This is a genomic window from Paractinoplanes lichenicola (assembly GCF_016785085.1).
Lineage (GTDB): Bacteria > Actinomycetota > Actinomycetes > Mycobacteriales > Micromonosporaceae > Actinoplanes > Actinoplanes lichenicola.
The window spans coordinates 128,641-145,260 of sequence record NZ_JAENHO010000012.1; the positions used below are offsets into that span (position 1 = coordinate 128,641).

The 16,620-nt window shown below is 68.8% G+C and carries 19 protein-coding genes; 15 read left to right on the forward strand and 4 right to left on the reverse strand.

Annotated features, from left to right (window positions below; genetic code table 11):
- Nucleotides 1-111 precede the first annotated feature (111 nt).
- From JKJ07_RS36390 to JKJ07_RS36420, 7 genes are all read left to right on the forward strand, one after another.
- Nucleotides 112-576: an SRPBCC family protein gene (locus JKJ07_RS36390; RefSeq protein WP_202996515.1), complete on the forward strand. Its 465-nt coding sequence runs from the start codon at nucleotides 112-114 to the stop codon at nucleotides 574-576.
- A gap of 89 nt (nucleotides 577-665) precedes the next feature.
- Nucleotides 666-1,037 carry a helix-turn-helix domain-containing protein gene (locus tag JKJ07_RS36395; protein ID WP_202996516.1) on the forward strand — a complete coding sequence of 124 codons (372 nt, stop codon included), beginning with the start codon at nucleotides 666-668 and terminating at the stop codon, nucleotides 1,035-1,037.
- A 116-nt stretch (nucleotides 1,038-1,153) separates the two neighbouring features.
- The gene (locus JKJ07_RS36400) at nucleotides 1,154-1,396 is read left to right on the forward strand and encodes a hypothetical protein (RefSeq protein WP_202996517.1); all 243 of its coding nucleotides are present in this window, start codon (nucleotides 1,154-1,156) and stop codon (nucleotides 1,394-1,396) included.
- Nucleotides 1,397-1,507: 111 nt separating this feature from the next.
- Nucleotides 1,508-2,380: a class I SAM-dependent methyltransferase gene (locus JKJ07_RS36405; protein WP_202996518.1), complete on the forward strand. Its 873-nt coding sequence runs from the start codon at nucleotides 1,508-1,510 to the stop codon at nucleotides 2,378-2,380.
- Nucleotides 2,381-2,512: 132 nt separating this feature from the next.
- Entirely contained in the window at nucleotides 2,513-3,397 is an 885-nt protein-coding gene (locus JKJ07_RS36410) for a hypothetical protein (protein ID WP_202996519.1), read from the forward strand.
- Nucleotides 3,394-4,578 (forward strand): serine hydrolase domain-containing protein, encoded by a 1,185-nt coding sequence (locus tag JKJ07_RS36415; protein ID WP_202996520.1) that lies wholly within the window; start codon nucleotides 3,394-3,396, stop codon nucleotides 4,576-4,578. The genes JKJ07_RS36410 and JKJ07_RS36415 overlap by 4 nt, the downstream gene beginning before the upstream one ends.
- A gap of 288 nt (nucleotides 4,579-4,866) precedes the next feature.
- Complete coding sequence (locus tag JKJ07_RS36420) at nucleotides 4,867-5,868, forward strand: alpha/beta fold hydrolase (protein WP_307834587.1); 1,002 nt, start codon at nucleotides 4,867-4,869, stop codon at nucleotides 5,866-5,868.
- A gap of 85 nt (nucleotides 5,869-5,953) precedes the next feature.
- Here the strand turns inward: JKJ07_RS36420 and JKJ07_RS36425 are convergent, their stop codons facing one another.
- A complete protein-coding gene (locus tag JKJ07_RS36425) occupies nucleotides 5,954-7,066 on the reverse strand; it encodes an erythromycin esterase family protein (protein WP_202996522.1) in 1,113 nt (370 codons plus the stop codon).
- Between the two features lie 98 nt (nucleotides 7,067-7,164).
- On the opposite strand from JKJ07_RS36425, the gene JKJ07_RS36430 reads away from it, so the two are divergent.
- A complete protein-coding gene (locus JKJ07_RS36430; RefSeq protein WP_202996523.1) occupies nucleotides 7,165-8,394 on the forward strand; it encodes an endonuclease/exonuclease/phosphatase family protein in 1,230 nt (409 codons plus the stop codon).
- Nucleotides 8,395-8,789: 395 nt separating this feature from the next.
- Here the strand turns inward: JKJ07_RS36430 and JKJ07_RS36435 are convergent, their stop codons facing one another.
- Nucleotides 8,790-9,164: a winged helix-turn-helix transcriptional regulator gene (locus tag JKJ07_RS36435; RefSeq protein ID WP_202996524.1), complete on the reverse strand. Its 375-nt coding sequence runs from the start codon at nucleotides 9,162-9,164 to the stop codon at nucleotides 8,790-8,792.
- A 74-nt stretch (nucleotides 9,165-9,238) separates the two neighbouring features.
- Here JKJ07_RS36435 and JKJ07_RS50475 point away from each other — a divergent pair, with 74 nt between their 5' ends.
- Nucleotides 9,239-10,390, forward strand: coding sequence for a zinc-binding alcohol dehydrogenase family protein (locus JKJ07_RS50475; RefSeq protein WP_236030499.1), 1,152 nt, complete (start codon nucleotides 9,239-9,241; stop codon nucleotides 10,388-10,390).
- 175 nt (nucleotides 10,391-10,565) lie between these two features.
- Here JKJ07_RS50475 and JKJ07_RS36450 read toward each other — a convergent pair whose 3' ends face one another.
- Nucleotides 10,566-11,174, reverse strand: a complete 609-nt coding sequence (locus JKJ07_RS36450) for a hypothetical protein (RefSeq protein ID WP_202996525.1) — start codon at nucleotides 11,172-11,174, stop codon at nucleotides 10,566-10,568.
- 301 nt (nucleotides 11,175-11,475) lie between these two features.
- Here JKJ07_RS36450 and JKJ07_RS36455 point away from each other — a divergent pair, with 301 nt between their 5' ends.
- From JKJ07_RS36455 to JKJ07_RS36470, 4 genes are all read left to right on the forward strand, one after another.
- Entirely contained in the window at nucleotides 11,476-11,865 is a 390-nt protein-coding gene (locus tag JKJ07_RS36455; RefSeq protein WP_202996526.1) for a hypothetical protein, read from the forward strand.
- Nucleotides 11,859-12,086 (forward strand): helix-turn-helix transcriptional regulator, encoded by a 228-nt coding sequence (locus JKJ07_RS36460; protein WP_202996527.1) that lies wholly within the window; start codon nucleotides 11,859-11,861, stop codon nucleotides 12,084-12,086. The genes JKJ07_RS36455 and JKJ07_RS36460 overlap by 7 nt, the downstream gene beginning before the upstream one ends.
- A 28-nt stretch (nucleotides 12,087-12,114) precedes the next feature.
- On the forward strand, nucleotides 12,115-13,059 hold the full coding sequence (locus JKJ07_RS36465) for an NAD(P)-dependent alcohol dehydrogenase (protein WP_202996528.1): 945 nt from the start codon (nucleotides 12,115-12,117) through the stop codon (nucleotides 13,057-13,059).
- 108 nt (nucleotides 13,060-13,167) lie between these two features.
- Nucleotides 13,168-13,926: a methyltransferase domain-containing protein gene (locus tag JKJ07_RS36470; protein ID WP_307834588.1), complete on the forward strand. Its 759-nt coding sequence runs from the start codon at nucleotides 13,168-13,170 to the stop codon at nucleotides 13,924-13,926.
- A gap of 78 nt (nucleotides 13,927-14,004) precedes the next feature.
- On the opposite strand, the gene JKJ07_RS36475 is transcribed toward JKJ07_RS36470, so the two are convergent.
- Nucleotides 14,005-14,211 (reverse strand): GrpB family protein, encoded by a 207-nt coding sequence (locus JKJ07_RS36475; RefSeq protein ID WP_202996529.1) that lies wholly within the window; start codon nucleotides 14,209-14,211, stop codon nucleotides 14,005-14,007.
- A 3-nt stretch (nucleotides 14,212-14,214) separates the two neighbouring features.
- Here JKJ07_RS36475 and JKJ07_RS36480 point away from each other — a divergent pair, with 3 nt between their 5' ends.
- A complete protein-coding gene (locus JKJ07_RS36480) occupies nucleotides 14,215-15,231 on the forward strand; it encodes a methyltransferase (protein WP_202996530.1) in 1,017 nt (338 codons plus the stop codon).
- A gap of 123 nt (nucleotides 15,232-15,354) precedes the next feature.
- Nucleotides 15,355-16,617, forward strand: coding sequence for an SGNH/GDSL hydrolase family protein (locus JKJ07_RS51980; RefSeq protein ID WP_202996531.1), 1,263 nt, complete (start codon nucleotides 15,355-15,357; stop codon nucleotides 16,615-16,617).
- The last annotated feature ends 3 nt before the right edge of the window (nucleotides 16,618-16,620 follow it).

The following is a 16,620-nucleotide window of genomic DNA, read 5'->3' on the forward strand; positions in this document are numbered from 1 at the left end:
GCACCCCAGGCGCGCTCACTCCGTTGAGAACCACCGGCCCGGTTGCGCCCCACCCATTCAAGCCCCGTGAGCACCGCCCGCCGAGCAAGCCGGATGTGCTGAGATGGCCGGATGATGACGCGTGTGGTGAGTGCCGGGCGGGACATCGCCGCGCCGGCCGCTGAGATCTTCGAGCTGATCGCGGATCCGGCGCAGCAGCCCCGATGGGACGGCAACGACAACCTGGCCGAGGCGATCGCGGGTGGGCGGGTGCGGGCCGTCGGCGACGTCTTCGCAATGAAGCTCACGACGGGAGCCGTACGGGAGAATCATGTCGTCGAATTCAGCGAGGGGCGCCTGATCGCGTGGCGGCCCAGCGAGCCTGGTGGCACCCCGCCCGGTCACCTGTGGCGATGGAAGATCGAGGAGGTCGAGCCCGGCCGGTCCTATGTGACGCACACGTACGACTGGACGGACCTGACCGATGAGAAGCGCGTCCCGCGGGCCGAGGCGACGACGACCGACAAGCTCCGGGCATCGGTCGACCGACTGGCGGGGCTCGTCGAGGGCCCCGGGAGCCGGCCTGTCGAAGGCTGACAGTCCGGGATCGTCCGGAGTCGGCGGGCGGGCCGTCCCGGTGTGAACACAATGGCGCCATCGCGGACCGACTGGGGGAAGGAAACGCGGTGGATATTGATGAGATGCACGCCAGGCTCGTGGCCGAGTTGCGGGCGCTCCGCACCGAGGCCGGGCTCACGCTGCGGGAACTCAGTTTGAAGGTGCACGTCAGCGACTCGTCGTTGTCCCGTTACTTCGCCGGGCAGGCGCTGCCGCCGTGGGAGGTGGTGGCGACGCTGACCGATCTGGGTGGCGGGAACCACGCCGAGATGCGGCGGCTGTGGGACGAGGCGCAGCGGGAGCGGCGGCAGTCGCGCTGGCCGGCCGCCGGCTCCCCGGCCGAGGTCGTCGCGGCCGAGCGCCGGTTGGGGCCGGTCGTCGGGATCTGCGCGTTGATCGCGGCGTCCGGGGCGGTCGGCTGGGCGCTCGGGCGGCGCTGACGTCCCGGGAAGCTCCCAGCAAGTGTTGCCGCTGGTCGCAGCGTTGCGGCCGGCGGCACGCTGGGGTCACGCCCCGCTTCCAGGGGGCGCAACCGACGACAACGGGGGCTTCAATCATGAACCGAATCACGCGCCGCGGCCTGATCATCCTGGGCACCGGAACCGCCGTCGCGGGAGCCGTGCTGCTGGGCGCCGGAGTGGGCGGATCCGCAGTGGCCGGCAAGGGTGCGACAGTCGTGGCCGGCACCAACTGGGACAGCGCGGACGGCTGGGTGGGCACCCCGTTCGCCGTGGACGCCGGCTGGGCGGGACCGACCTGGGCCGGACCCACGGCGAACGGCGACATCGAATGGACCTGATCTCGCCCGTGGCCTGAGCGAACACCGAAGGAAAGCCGCCACAGATCACGTTTCCATTGCCGCCTGTAGATGTCTCACCCATCGAGAAGACCTGTGCCCTACGGTGATCCGATGGCGACGGACGAGTGGACGCGGTGGCTGTTGACGCGTCGCGACGGCGGGAATGCCGAACTACGCGCGCAACACGCCACCGACCTTCAGGTTTTCCGCGAGGAAGTGCTCGATCGAGCCGCCCTCTCGCCCACCGACACGCTGCTCGACGTGGGCTCCGGAACGGGTCTCATCGCTTTCGGAGCCCTCGAGCGGCTCGGCCCCGACGGCCGCGTCATCTTCAGTGACGTCTCGGAGGCCGGTCTCGAGGAATGCCGCAGCCGCGCCGGCGGCGACCCCCGGTGCAGTTTCGTGCACGCGGCGGCCGAGGATCTGTCGGCCGTTCCGGACGCGTCGGTCGACGTCGTCACCACGCGTTCCGTTCTCATCTATTGCGATTACAAGCCGGCCGCTTTCCGCGAGTTCTTCCGCGTGCTCAAACCGGGCGGCCGCCTTTCCATTTTCGAGCCGGTCAACCGTTTCCTGCTGGAGCACCGGCCCGACAGCCTTTTCGGGCTGCGCGATCCCGAGGTCGCCGATCTGCTGGCCAAAGTGGTCGCCGTCTATCGTGACGGCGCCCGGCGCGGCGAGAATCCGATGACCGATTTCGATGAGCGGGATCTGCTGCGCTGGGCGGCCGAGGCCGGGTTCGACGGCATCGAGGTCGACTACCGGGCGCAGCTGGATGTGCCGGCCGAGCCGATCGGCGACTGGGAGGCCCGGAAGAAGGTGGCCCCCAATCCGCTCGCCCCGACCTACGGCGAGGCGATGGCCGCGGCCCTGACCGACGAGGAACATGAGCGTCTCGACACGCGGATGACGCAACTTGCACAGTCAGGTACGCCTACGCGGCGTACGCTCGCGACTGCTTATCTCCGCGCATTGCACCCCTGACATCCAGGGAAAATCTACTCTGCGCAGTCATGCGATCACGGTACGTGCGTGCGTTATGCCCGAAGGCCTAGCCTGCGAGTACTACGCACGTGCGCACTTGAAGGTCGCGGGAATCCAAGCAGAATCACCTGCATGACGTACGGCAAGAAGGATCTGCCCTACCCCTACTGCGCTGACTTCTCGGGCATCGTCACCCGGGTCAAGGGAGTGCGCGAGTCGACTCGTGCCGCCCTGGTCAACTCGCTGAAGGTGGCGTCGTACCTGAAGGCCGGCGCCAACCTGATCGAGCGCAACCTCGGTGCCCAGCGACCCGCGACGGCGACCGGTGACGGGCGCAAGCAGTACTGGTCGGGCCTGAGCTTCCTGACCGAGCGCGCGCTGTCGGCCGAGGTCGAGGAGCTCGAGCTGCCCTTCCTGCGGCAGAAGGGCGCCGGGCCGTACAGGTCGACCTGGGCCAGCCACGACGACTACCTCAACGACCTGCTCGCGTTCATGCTGCACGCCATCAACTACGACCCGCAGTACGGGGCCGATGTGGAGACGCGCGGTGACTGGCTGGCCACCGACGACAGCCTGGTCGACGCCGTGGACCGGTCCAGTTACCACGAGTTGATGGCCCTTTGCCGGATGCCTCTGTTCAAGTTGCAGCTCATCATGGTGGCAACCGCCCACCGCAACGACGGCATCCGTGGCGCCATCGCGAACAACTACGCCGGCGCGCTCGAACCGTGGATGAAGATCTACGAAGAGACGATCGCCGCGCGGGGCTACCAGCTTCGCCCCGGCATCACGATCCAGGAGTTCACCAACCTCCTGGCCGCCGTCACGGAGGGTCTCGCGGTGCGGCATCTGGGCGACCCGAGCGCGGACATCGTCGACCAGGGCCCGGTCGAGAATCTCGTGGGCAAGGGGGTCCTCGGGATCATGGCGGCCTATCTGGAGCCCATCAAGAACCCGACAGGTTTGACATTGCGCGAAATGTTCGAACGCTCGGCCGATAACGGGGGACCCTCATGACAAGTACGACGGACCGCCCTGCCGACCACCGGGAACCGTCCTGGTGGGACAAGCAGGGCGATCTGATCATGCGACGGCCGTTCAACGAGTGGACCTTCACCCACATGAACTGGCTGATGCCGACCGAACGCGTCGCCCGCGGCGCCACCCACCTTCCCCTCCCGGTCGACAACCAGCCGCTGAACGTGACCTACCGCTTCGAGAACCGCGACTTCACCCTCGCCGAACTGCACCGCCGCACGTTCACCACCGCGTTCGTCGTGCTGCACCGGGGCACGATCGTGCACGAGACCTACCCGGGGGCGTTCGCCGGCCCACGCTCGCGCATGCAGCTGTTCTCGCTCTCCAAGTCGGTGACGTCGATCCTGGTCGGCATCGCGCTCGACGAGGGGCTGATCGGCAGCGAGAAGGATCAGATCACCGACTACCGGCCCGACTTCCTCGGCACGGCGTACGAGGGGAACACAATCGCCGAGCTGCTCGACATGACCACCGGCGTCGGCGACCTCGAGACCTGGGAGGTGCCCAACAGCGGCATCAAGCAGTTCGAGCAGACGATCCTCGGTGGCGGAGACATCGCCGACGTGGTCCGCGCGGCAACGCGGACCGCGCCGGCGGGTGAGAAGTTCAACTACTCCACCTTCGACACCCAGATGCTGGGGTGGGTCCTCGAGGCAGCGACGGGACAGACCCTGGCCACGTACGCCTCCGAGCGGCTCTGGCAGAAGCTGGGCTCCGACCGCGACGCGTACTACTGGCTCACCCGCGGGCGTCCGCGCACCGCGATCGGGGGCGGCTCGCTCAACGCGACCGCTCGCGACGTGGCCCGGGTCGGCCTGCTGATGGCCGGCGACGGGGTGGTCGACGGCGAGCAGATCGTGCCGCGGGACTGGGTGCGCCGCAGTCGCGGCAACGACAAACCGCAGCTCGCGGTGGGTGCGCTCGGACCCAGCGGCTACGACCACTACGGCTACTCCAACCAGTGGTGGACCCTCGGCAGCGACCACTTCGACGCCTTCACCGGCCTCGGGGTGCACGGCCAATACCTCTACGTCGACCCGGACGCCGAGGTCGTCATCGTCAAGTGCAGCGCCTGGCCCACCCAGGACGACCCCCGCCGCGACGCCGAGACCGTCGCCGCCCTGCGTCGCGTGGCCGACCACTTCGTCTGCACCCGATAGCACTCCCCTCTCCCCCGCGGTAAAAGTTCCCCTTTTCCACCGGCAGCATCCCCTTGCCCGGACCTGGCCCGCCCATGGCCAGGTCCGGCGCTTTTCCCTCTCGCGTGTCCTCGCCGCGCGTCACACCAGTTCCGAAAGGTTTCATCGATGAACCCTGCCCTCAAAAGGCACCCTGTCGTGGCATTTCTCGCGGCGGCCACGGCCATTGTTCTTGCCATTTCCGCAGCACTTTTGCCAGGTTCGCCGGCCCGCGCGGCTCAGCTTTCCGGCACCGTTCTCTCCACTTCCGTGGCCACCCTTCCGGCGGAATTGGCACCCCTGGCCAACGGCAAGCGCGTCTCGTATCTGACGACCACGCTGCTGTCGAGCCCGACGAATTCCATTCCGATCACCGCGACCGGCCTGATCCTCACTCCGAAGACCGGGAAGAACAACAAGATCGTGGTGTGGGGGCACGGCACGACCGGCCTGGCCGACCAGTGCGCCCCCTCGGTGAGCCAGTCGGTGTTCTGGCCCGAGGCGCGGGCCGCGATCGCCGAGTTGCTGCGGCGCGGCTGGACGGTCGCCGCGCCCGACTACCCGGGCCTGGGCACGGCGTTGTCCCACCCGTACCTGGTCGGCGCGAGCGCGGCCCGCTCGATGATCGACAGTGCCAAGGCGGCCAAGAACCTCGACGCCACGCTGGGCACGCAGTATGTGATCGACGGCCACTCGCAGGGCGGGCAGGGCGCCCTGTTCGCCGACGAGCTCGCTCCCTCGTACGACGGGAACTTGACCTTGAAGGGGGTCGCGGCGATCGCGCCGGTCAGCAACGCCGACCTGTTCGCGCCGCTCATTCCGGGCACCCCGGCCCAGGGTTACCTGGTCATGGCTCTGTACGGCCTGCAGTCGGTGGACCCGACGTTCGTGCCCTCCACGATTCTGGCGCCGCCCGCGCGGGCCAAGACCGGCGTGCTGCAGAGCGGCTGCCTCAACGAGATCCTCGCCGCCTACGCCGACCTGACCGCCTCCGAGCTGCTGGTCGGGGGTGCGCTGCCGCAGTCGGTGATCACCAAGCTGTCGAAGTACGTCAACCCCGCCCAGAAGGCGCCGACCGCCCCGATCCTGCTGGTGCAGGGCACGGCCGACGAGGCGGTCCCGTACGTGATCACCGCCGGCCCGCTGCTGACCCAGCTCAGCGCCTACAGCCAGCCCGTGCAGTTCGTCCAGATCGACGGCGCCACCCATGACGGCGCCGTTTTCGAGAGCACCGCCCTGGTAGCCAACTGGATCGCGGCCCGCTTCTCGTGAGAACGGACGGCCTTCCCCGTGTCACGACCCCGCACGGGGGAGGCCGTCACCGCCCGCCCATCCACAGCCCCCGCCCGGCGGGCTTTCACCGGCCGCCCGTCCACAGCGCCTGCTCGGTCGGGGTGCTGATCGGCACGCAGGCGACCGCGTCGAAGAACTCGGCGACCGGTCCCTCGGTGTAGAGGTCCAGGTTTCTGATCTTGTCGGCCGTGGACGTGCGGGTGTCGTGCAGGCCGGGGCCCAGCCGCTCGACGCTGCCCTCGGCCGGGGGCTCCAGATCGACCAGCACGGTCTCGGCCATCGCCGGCGCGTCGGGGGCGAGTCGTCGCGTGGCGACCTGGCCGGCCTCGGCGGTCACCCCGATTGCGCGATACTGCTCGCCGAGCAGCGCGGACAGGTGGCTGCCGAGCACCTCGAACATCGGATGCCGGCGCTGGATGTGCGAATTGGCGGCCAGCACGATCACCCGGCCGGGCGTGCGATCAAGGATCCACTCCACGGTGCGCGCCATCGCGGCGTCCCGGATGTTGAGGCCGGCGTGCGCCGTGGACCCCTCGACCGCGGCGACCTGGGCGCGCAGCATCTGGTCGAGCAGCGTCACCATGCGCAGTTCGTGACGCGCGATGGTGTTCGTTTCGTCGCGCGGGCGCGGGGTCGCGTCGAACCGGGCGTTCGCCTCGGCCAGGGCGAGCGTCAGCGCGTCACGATCGATCAAAGCCATTTCCCGGTACGCCGTGAAGGCGGGAATCGTGTACGCCGAGGCGAAGCGGCCCACGAGGCGGCGTACGGGGGAAAGGGTTTGCCGCAGCTCGGGCGCGTGCAGGTCGAGATGATCGAGCGCGGGACCGGCGTTGGCCAGGCCGCCCGGCAGGTCCAGACCCCAGAAATCGAGCTGTTGGTCCTTGAGCGAAACGAGCAGATCGCGCATCTCCGCGCATTCGCCGAACCGGTATGTCAGACCGTCCGCGGGCGGATCACCGGCGCCGGCGTGGATCCAGTCGCGCACCGCCAGGCCCTCGCTGAACCCCGACTCCAGGGCCACCGTGGTGAAGCCCAGCTGCTCGCTCAGGAAACGCACCATCTGCTCGCGCAGCACGTGATACTCGCGCACGAAGTGAGCGGATTCGCCGATCGCGATCACCCGCGCGTCGCCGACTGTTGCGCGAAGTTGTTCGACGTCGTCCGGGCTCAGCTCCACGGGCGACGACCTTACCGGGTTGCCGGGCGGTGAACTGTCCACGTCAGAGGCGCCTGTCGCATGGCCGTACGTGGATGGGTCCGGTAGACACGAGGGTCATGAGGCGTCTTCTTCTTGCCGCGGGGCTCGTGCTGGGCCTTCTGGCGCTGCCCGCTCCCGCGCTTGCCCACGGCTCTTCCGCCGTCCGATTTGCCACTTATAACCTGTCGCTGAACCGGCCGGCCGAGGGGCTGCTGCGCGAGCACCTGGCCAACCCGGGCGTCGACGACGTCTACCGGCGGCAGGCACGCAACGTCGCCGAGGTCATCCAGCGGGCCCACCCCGACGTGGTGCTGCTCAACGAGTTCGACTACGACCCGGAGGCGGCGCGCCTGTTCGCGCAGAACTTCCTGGCCGTGTCGCAGAACGGGGCGCCGGCGCAGAAATACCCGTACCGGTATGTGGCGCCGTCGAACACCGGCATCTCGTCCGGGCTCGACCTGAACAACAACGGGGTCGCCGACACGACGCCGGGCGACCAGGCGTACGGCGACGACTCGTACGGCTTCGGTCTGTTCCCCGGGCAGTACGGCATGGTCGTCTACTCGAAGTACCCGATCTCGTACTCCGCGATCCGCACGTTCCAGCTGTTCAAGTGGAAGGACATGCCGGGCAACCTGCTGCCGGCCGACTTCTACTCGCCGGCCGCCCGCCAGGTGCTGCGCCTGTCGTCGAAGAGCCACTGGGACGTCCCGATCCGCATCGGCGGCAAGACCGTGCACTTCCTGGTCTCGCACCCGACGCCGCCCACCTTCGACGGCCCCGAGGACCGCAACGGCCGCCGCAACCACGACGAGATCCGCTTCTGGGCCGACTACGTGAAGTCGGCCCGCTACATCTACGACGACCGGGGTCACAAGGGCGGCCTCAAGCCCGGCTCACCGTTCGTCATCGCCGGCGACCAGAATGCCGACCCGCTCGACGGCGACTCGTACGACGGCGCGATCAACCAGCTCCTCGACCACCGCCTGATCAACTCCCGCATCGCCCCGTCCTCCGCGGGCGCCGCCGAGGCCGCAACCCTGCAGGGCGGCGCGAACACGTCCCACGTCGGCAACCCCCGCTACGACACGGCCGACTTCGCCGACACCGCCCCCGGCAACCTGCGCGCCGACTACGTTCTGCCCAGGGCCGGCCTTCCCGTACGGGGCTCCGGCGTCTTCTGGCCCGTCCAGTCCGACCCGCTGTCCCGCCTGAGCGGCGTCTACGACCCGGTATGGGCCCCGGTCAACGGCTTCCCCACATCCGACCACCGCCTGGTCTGGCTGGACCTGTCCCTCCGCCACTGACCCACCCCCACACAGAAGGCCGCCAAGCCCACCTTGGCGGCCTTCGCCGTTCCAACCTTCGCCCGCGCTTTCTGTTGCCTGTCCCACCATGCCCTGCACACCTTGCTCGGCCCGCCTTGACTGCCCTACCTCGCCCCTCGCTGCGACGGCACCCACCCGTCCCTGTTAGTGAGTCCTCACTTACCAAAACGCGCCTTCTAGGCAACTACTCAAGGCTCGACCCGCGATCAGCCCCGTCGCTGCACCCGCACCCCGCGTCGCCGCACCTCGCGTCGCGTCGCCACGCCCGCACCCCGCAGCCCCACACCCGCGCACCCTCCAGCTTGTGAGTGAGTCCTTACTTACGACAGCGCGGACGACGTCAGCTGGTTGGCTGCTTGGGCAAGCGGTCGATGTCAGCTCGCTCGGGCGACGGCTGCCTGGTCGGGGAAGCGGTCGATGTTGGCGACCACCCACTGGCGCAGGGCGGCCAGCGGGGCGCAGGCGTCCGCGCCGAGCGGGGTCAGCGAATACTCGACGTGCAGCGGGACGCTCGGGAAGACCGTACGGTCGATCAGCCCTTGATCTTCGAGCTTGCGCAGTGTGGCGGTGAGCACCTTGGGGCTGACGCCGTCGAGGCGGTCGCGCAGGGCGCCGAAGCGTCGCGGGCCGTCTTCGAGGGCGCCCAGGGCGAGCGCGCTCCACTTGTTGGCCAGCAGATCGAGCACCTGGCGGCAGGGGCAGGAGGCGTCGTAGACGTCGTGCTGGCGGTCGCAGCTGGTCGTCGGCATGCCGCCACCGTAGTACCTTTCGGAAACTAATAAGCCTTGCGGGTAACTAGGGTCACCGGAATACCGTCCCGCCCATGACCGAAATGATGCGCGCGGTGGGTTACCGCACGAGCCTGCCGATCTCCGACCCGTCCTCCCTGCTCGACCTCGAACTGCCGGTGCCCACGCCCGGCGAGCACGACCTGCAGGTGCGGGTGCGGGCCGTCTCGGTCAACCCGGTCGACGTGAAGGTGCGCGCCGGCGGCGACCCCGATCCCGCGCCGCGGATCCTCGGCTTCGACGCGGCCGGTGTGGTGGAACGGGTCGGTTCGGCGGTCACGCTGTTCCGCCCCGGGGCCGAGGTCTGGTACGCCGGCTCGATCGCCCGCCCCGGCACGAACTCCGAACTGCACCTGGTCGACGAGCGCATCGTGGGCCGCAAGCCGCGCTCACTCGACTTCGCCGCCGCGGCCGCCCTGCCGTTGACCGCATTGACGGCATGGGAATCGCTGTTCGACCGCCTTCAGGTGGAACCGTCCAGCCCGATCCGCGTCAACACGCCCGAGTGGTCCACGGCGCCGGGCGAGTCGTCCCCGATGCCGGGCGAGTCGTCCCGGGTGCCGGGCGAGTCGTCCCCGGCGCCGGGCGCGTCGGCCTCGGGACGGGGTCACGACTCGGCGGCTGCTGGGGGCGCCGGCTCGAAGCGGCTGCTGGTGCTCGGTGCGGCCGGTGGCGTCGGCGCGGTCCTCGTGCAGCTGGCCCGGCAGCTCACCGACCTCGAAGTGATCGGCACCGCGTCACGCCCCAAGTCGCGAGACTATGTGCTGGCTCGCGGCGCCCACTCGGTGGTCGACCACCACGGCGACCTCGACGCCCAGCTCCCCGGCGGGGTCGACTACGTCTTCAGCCCCCACTCGGCCGGCATGATCGACACCTTTGCCCAGATCATTCGCCCGTACGGGTCGGTGGTCGCGATCGACGAGCCGCCGAACCTCGACCTGCGCGCCCTCAAGTCGAAGAGCATCACGTGGCACTGGGAACTCATGTTCACCCGCCCGCTGTTCGACCCGACGAGCGTGGCCCAGCACGAGATCCTCAACCAAGTGGCCGACCTTGTGGACAAGGGCATCGTGCAATCAACATTGACGACTCGTATTGACGGCATCAATGCAGTCAACATGCGCAAGGCGCACAAGGCCCAGGAGTCCGGCTCAGCAATCGGCAAAACCGTCCTGGCCGGCTTCTAGCCTTCGCCGGCGGGCCGCCGCCTTCGCCGGACCCACCACCGCCGCTCCGCCGGCGGCCCGCACCCACCCTGGCCGCTCACCGGCGGCCCGGACAGCCCTGCCGCCCTCCCAAACGGCCCGAACCCGCCCAGCCGCTCCCCCGCACGGCCCGAACCCGCCCAGGCGGGTCGGCGGGCTAGCGACTCCCGGATGCCGGGCCGTCCAGCCCCGGCGGCAGGGTGCCGAAGGACGACTGCGCCATCAACTTGTGCAAATCAGAAGCGTCGCACCCGGGTCGGCTGGGATACGGGTCGCTGGGCGGCAGATCGTGCGACGCCCAGCGGCGAAGAACGGCTGGGTACGCCCGCACGCAGGAGTCGATGCACATGGTGGCCATGGAGGCCTCGCCGACCGGCGACCAGCCGCCCTCGAGCAACGCCGCCCGGTGGAAGAGCGCCGCTCCACAGACCGCGGTGCCGATAGCCAGGTCCTGCACATCTAGTTCTGGCGGGAGGGCATCCACCGGCCGGTCCCGCTCGGCGCATTCGCGTTGCATGGTTCCGTTCCGTATCCACGCCACGCAGACGCGTTGCCCGTAGACGACCGTCCGGGCGTAGAACACCTCGTACTCCGGCCCGGCGAAACCCTGCATGGCCAGCCGCTCGAAGAGGCGCCGGTCGGCCGTCCCGCATTGATTGGCCGAGCGGTCGAGCAACACCGTGCTGCCGATCCCGAGCGCCTCAGCAGCGGAAGCGTCGCGCCCGTCATCGATCCGATGCCGCATCCGGACGTTGGCCCGTTTCACGCCTCGATCGGACTTCAGCGCATTACCCGGCCGGCGGCCCGCACCACCCGCGTGACTTCCCATAGGTCGCGACTCCTTTCACATTCCGGCCCGCCCCGAGTCTCCTCGCCCCCACTGCCGCACCCCACACTCCGTCGCACTCGCCGGTAGTCCACAGCACCCATCCCCAGGTCGTCGCCCACCCCGGCACCCCACAATCACCCGTACGGAGTACGACTCCGCCGGCGGTGCACCTGAGACAACGCTGAGGAGCGTGTAAAGAAACTTTGACTCGGTGTCCGGCTTTCTTTACCTTGGGGGCATGACAACTCAGGAGCGGCGGGCGTGGAGCCTCGCCGTCACCGCCCTCATCGGTTACGCCGTCTATCTCGTGCTCGTGGCTGTGGACATCTCGTACGTGCCGTCTCTCCTGTGGACAGTCGGCGGCGCGATAGTCGTCAACATCGCTGTGGACATCCTGTTCGGCGGCAACCAGAAGGCCGACCAGCGCGACCGGGAGATCGGCCGCTTCGGCGATCACGTCGGCCAGTCGCTGGTGGTCGCGGGCGCCGTCGCCGCGATGGTGATGGCCCTGTTCGAGGCCCGCTACTTCTGGATCGCCAACGTCATCTACCTGGCCTTCGTGCTCTCCGCGGTCCTCGGCTCGACCGCCAAGATCTTCGCCTACCGCAAGGGCTTCCACCCGTGGTGAAGCCGACCCGCATCACCAATCAGATCCGCTCGCTGCGCTTCACCACCGGCGAGATGACCCAGGCCGAGCTGGCCGACCGCATCGGCGTGACCCGCCAGACGGTCATCGCCATCGAGCAGGGCCGCTACTCCCCCTCGCTCGAGGTGGCCTTCCGCATCGCGCAGGCCTTCGGCGTCGGCCTCGACGACGTCTTCCAATACCCGCCGGAGGAACCCGCATGACTATCCACACCCGAGGGGAGCGACTCGCATGAAGGCCGTTGTCCACAACATGTACGGCGATGCCGACGTCCTGCATCTTGATGACGTCCCCAAGCCCACCATCAAGCCCGACCAGGTCCTCGTACGAGTGCATGCCGCCGGGGTGGACCGGGGCGCCTGGCATGCGATGACCGGCCTGCCGCTGATCTCCCGCCTCGGCTTCGGCCTGCGGGGACCGCGCAACCGCACCCCCGGACTCGACCTGGCGGGCGTCGTCGCGGAGGTCGGCGATCAGGTCACCGACTTCAAGGCCGGCGACGAGGTCTTCGGCGAGGGTTCGAGCAGCTGGGCCGAGTACGCCAGGGTCAAGCCGTCGCGGCTCCTCCACAAGCCCGCGCACCTGTCGTTCGAGCAGGCCGCCGCCATCCCCACCTCGGGTGCGACCGCTCTCCACATGTTGACGCCGAAATCCACAGCCGCGCCGCGCCAGGTGCTGGTGATCGGCGCGGGCGGCGGCGTCGGCTCCTTCACGGTGCTGCTGGCCAAGTCCCAGGGCGACCAGGTCACCGCCGTCTGCAGCACTGCCAAGACCGATGCCGTACGCCGTTTCGGGGCCGACCACGTCATCGACTACACCCGCGAGCCGCTCACCGGCTCGTACGACCTGATCGTCGACATCGCCGGTAACCGCCCCCTGTCCACACTGCGCGCGCTGCTCAAACCCACCGGCACCCTGTCCATAGCCGGCGGCGAGAACGGCGGCCGCTTCTTCGGCGGCCTCGAACGCAACCTGCACGCGTTCGCCATCACCCCGTTCACCAAGCAGAAGCTCAGGGCCCCGATCGTGATAGCCGACCGGGACGATCTGACCGCCCTGACCGACATCCCCTCGCCTGTGGAAAGCACCTATCCCCTGGCCGACGCCGCCACTGCCATGCACCGTTTGGCCACCGGTCAGGTAGCCGGCAAAACAGTCCTGACAGTCACCCACTGACCAACGTCGAGCGGCCACACCCGATGCTCGGCAACGAGTTGGCGAACCTGTGGAAGATCTGCACAGTTTCGTCACCAACGGCTCGGCGGGGCGTGGTGGGGTTGAGCCGTGACCGATCAGATCGCGTACATGGATGACGCTGCCGCCACTGCCGTCGGGCGGGACTACAAGCGGCGCCTCCTGCAGCTGCTCGACGTTCGAGCCGGGCACTCGGTGGTGGATCTGGGGTGTGGACCGGGAACCGACCTCGGGGCGCTCGTGACGGCGTCCGGCGCCGACGGGAATGTCATCGGGGTCGATCGGGACCTGGGGATGCTGGCCGAGGCCGGACGACGGCACCCGGGCGTCCGCCTGCAAGAGGGGAATCTGACGGCGCTGCCGCTGGCGGACGGCAGCGTTGATCGGGCAAGGGTTGATCGGGTGCTGCAACATGTTGATTCACCCGATCAAGCTGTCAATGAGGCCGCGCGGATCCTCAAGACGGGAGGGCTGCTGGCCGCGGCCGAGCCCGACTGGGACACCCTTGCCGTCGCCGATGAGGATCTCGAGACCAGCCGGGGTTTCGCGCGCTACTCGGCCGGACGGGTGCGAAATCCGGCCCTGGGACGCGACCTGGTTCGGCTGTGCACAACGGCGGGGCTGACGGTCCGCAGTGTCGAAGCGATCGCGGTGCTGTTCCGGGACTTCGGCACGGCGGACCGCATCCTGGGGCTGACCCGCAACAGCGAGCGCGCGATCGCGGACGGCGAGCTTTCACCGACGTACGGGAAAGCTTGGTTGCGACGACTCGAGGCGGGACCGGTCGTCGCCGGTTTCACGCTCTATCTGGTCGTAGCGGCGAAACCCGCTCGTGGCGGCGAAACCTGATCGTGGCGGCAAACTCTCGTCGTAGCGGCAAAGTGCCGTAGCGGCGAAGTCCCGTAGCGGCGAAAGCGAAGCCGGCGATCACGCGGGCGCAGGAGCGGGCCCGGCGGCGAAGATGCGGGCGCAGATCTGGTCGATGACGTCACACTTGGCCAGGTTGTAGTCGCCGGGCGCCGCGGCCGGCCGGCGCTTCGTGGTGGCGGAGAGGTCGCGGTCGTCCGGGTAGGTGCGGAGCCAGTCGCGGAAGAAAGCGCCGGGGACGCGCTCGCCCCCATTTGAGATGATCAATGCATGCTGACGCCGACGCCCCTGATGGGCCTCGTAACCGGGTTCTGGAGTTTCAAGACGCTCGCGGCCGCGGTCGAGCTCGACCTGTTCACCAAGCTCCACAATGGCCTTACGCTCACCGTCGCGCAGGCCAAGCAGGAGCTCGGCTTGCCCGAGCGGCCCGCCGACCTGCTGCTCGCGGCGTGCGCATCGCTGGGTCTGCTGGAGAAGGACGGCGACGGCTACCGCAACAGCCCGCTGGCCGAGGAGTTCCTCGTGCGCGGCAAGCCCTACTACTTCGGCGGGCAGGTTTCCTACTGCGATCAGCGTACGTATCTGCCGTGGCACCGGATCGGCGAGGCGCTGCGCACCGACCGGCCGTTGACGTGGGATCCGTCCACGCAGGACTCGATGTTCGACACGGCCGACCCCGAGATGCTGGAGAGCTTCTGGGGCGCCATGTACTCGACGTCGATCTTCACCGCGCAGGCCCTCGGGCGCGCGATCGACCTGTCGGGCCGGCGCCGGCTGCTCGACGTCGGCGGCGGTTCGGGTGCGTACCCGATCGAGTTGTGCCGTTTGCTGCCTGAATTGAGCGCGACCGTGCTCGACCTGCCGCATGTGTGCGAGATCGCACAAGTGAACATCGAACGCGCGGACCTGAGCGGCCGGATCGGGACCCGGCCGGGCAACTTCCTCACCGACGCGCAGCTGCCGGACGGCCACGACGTCGTGCTGTTCAGCATGATCCTGCACGACTGGGACGAGCCGACGAACCAGGAGCTGCTGACCAAGGCGTACGCGGCCCTGCCGCCCGGCGGCCTGGTCGTCATCTCGGAGCTGCTGCTCAACGCCGACCGCACCGGTCCGGCCCCCGCCGCCCTGATGGGCCTGAACATGCTGGTCGAGACCGAGGGCGGCCGAAACTACTCGGACGCCGAATACGCGCAGTGGCTGACCCGGGCCGGCTTCACCGATGTGCGAACCGTGCACTTCGACGCCCCGGGCGCGAACGGCGCGGTAATCGCCACCAAGCCCTGATTTTGACCGTGCGGTTGCGCCATCCCGCACAAATGTGAACGGCTCGTGACCCAGCCCACTGTCAGCAACCTCCCAGCTCAGCCGAAGGCGAACCGGGTGTGTGGACCCAGTACCGTGGTCGCGGTGAACTGGACCCGGAAGACGACGATCTCGGTCGTGGCGGCCCTCGTGGTCCTGGTTGTGGCGGTGGTCGTGTTCGTGCAGCGGGACTCCAACGGCAACGAGAACAACGAGGCGACCCCGACCGGCGCGAGCAGCGCGACGCCGAGCGGCGAGGCAAGCCCGGCGGAGACGCCCTGGACAGGCAGCTGGGCGGTGGCCGTGCAGAACGGCGGGCGCGCCTTCGACAAGCAGACCGTCCGGCAGATCATCCGCACGAGCATCGGCGGCGACACCGTACGCGTGAAGCTCTCGAACGAGTTCGGCAGTGACCCGCTGACCGTCAGCGCCGTCTATCTCGCTCAGCATCTGCAGGCGAACACGGTCGACGCGACCACGAACGCGCATGTGACGTTCAACGGCGGCGACTCGGTGACGATCGAGGCCGGGCAGACCACGGTGAGCGATGCTGTGCAGTTCGCCATGCCGGCGGGCGGCGACGTCTCGGTCAGCGCTTACGTGCCCGAGCGGATCGGCTCGGTGACCCAGCACGCGTTCGCAAATCGGCACAACTACGTCGCCGCGGGCAATCAGGCGACTCAGGCCACGCTGACGGGTGCGCAAACCTTCGACAACTACGCGTTCCTGGCCGGCGTGGATGTGCAGAACGCGGAGTCCGAGGGCGCGGTCGTCACGCTCGGCGCGTCGATCACCGACGGCTACGACTCGACGTTCGGCGAGAACAGGCGCTGGCCCGACCAGCTGGCGCGGCGGCTGATCACGGCCAACCGCAACGTCGGAGTGCTCAACGCGGGCATCAGCGGCAACATGCTGCTGAAGGACGGCGCCGGGCAGAGCGCCGTCAACCGGTTCGATCGGGACGTGCTGGCGCAGACCGGGGTGAAATGGGTCGTCTTCTCGGACGCCGCGATCAACGACCTCGGCGACAGCAACCCGCCCGGCGGCGAGCAGCTCATCCAGGGCCTGCAGCAGCTCATCCAGCGCAGCCACGACGCCGGCATCAAGATCTTCTGCGCGACCCTGACACCGTACAAGGGGACGGACTACTGGTCGGAGCAGGGCGAGGCGGGCCGGGCGGCGGTCAACGACTTCATCAAGGGTGACGGCAGCGGCTGCGACGCGGTGATCGACCTCGACACGGCGATCCACGACCCGAACGACCCGCAGCGGTACAACAGCCGCTACAACACGGGCGACAGCCTGCACCCCAACGACGCCGGCATGGAGGCCATCGCGGCGGCCGTGGACCTCAACCTTTTCCGGTAGGGC

What these genes read in the sequence shown, in the direction of transcription:
- JKJ07_RS36390 (WP_202996515.1), top strand. Translation starts at nt 112, where the DNA reads ATGATGACGCGTGTGGTGAGTGCCGGGCGGGACATCGCCGCGCCGGCC.
- JKJ07_RS36400 (WP_202996517.1), top strand. Translation starts at nt 1,154, where the DNA reads ATGAACCGAATCACGCGCCGCGGCCTGATCATCCTGGGCACCGGAACC.
- JKJ07_RS36405 (WP_202996518.1), top strand. Translation starts at nt 1,508, where the DNA reads ATGGCGACGGACGAGTGGACGCGGTGGCTGTTGACGCGTCGCGACGGC.
- JKJ07_RS36410 (WP_202996519.1), top strand. Translation starts at nt 2,513, where the DNA reads ATGACGTACGGCAAGAAGGATCTGCCCTACCCCTACTGCGCTGACTTC.
- JKJ07_RS36415 (WP_202996520.1), top strand. Translation starts at nt 3,394, where the DNA reads ATGACAAGTACGACGGACCGCCCTGCCGACCACCGGGAACCGTCCTGG.
- JKJ07_RS36430 (WP_202996523.1), top strand. Translation starts at nt 7,165, where the DNA reads ATGAGGCGTCTTCTTCTTGCCGCGGGGCTCGTGCTGGGCCTTCTGGCG.
- JKJ07_RS36435 (WP_202996524.1), bottom strand. Translation starts at nt 9,164, where the DNA reads ATGCCGACGACCAGCTGCGACCGCCAGCACGACGTCTACGACGCCTCC.
- JKJ07_RS50475 (WP_236030499.1), top strand. Translation starts at nt 9,239, where the DNA reads ATGACCGAAATGATGCGCGCGGTGGGTTACCGCACGAGCCTGCCGATC.
- JKJ07_RS36455 (WP_202996526.1), top strand. Translation starts at nt 11,476, where the DNA reads ATGACAACTCAGGAGCGGCGGGCGTGGAGCCTCGCCGTCACCGCCCTC.
- JKJ07_RS36465 (WP_202996528.1), top strand. Translation starts at nt 12,115, where the DNA reads ATGAAGGCCGTTGTCCACAACATGTACGGCGATGCCGACGTCCTGCAT.
- JKJ07_RS36480 (WP_202996530.1), top strand. Translation starts at nt 14,215, where the DNA reads ATGCTGACGCCGACGCCCCTGATGGGCCTCGTAACCGGGTTCTGGAGT.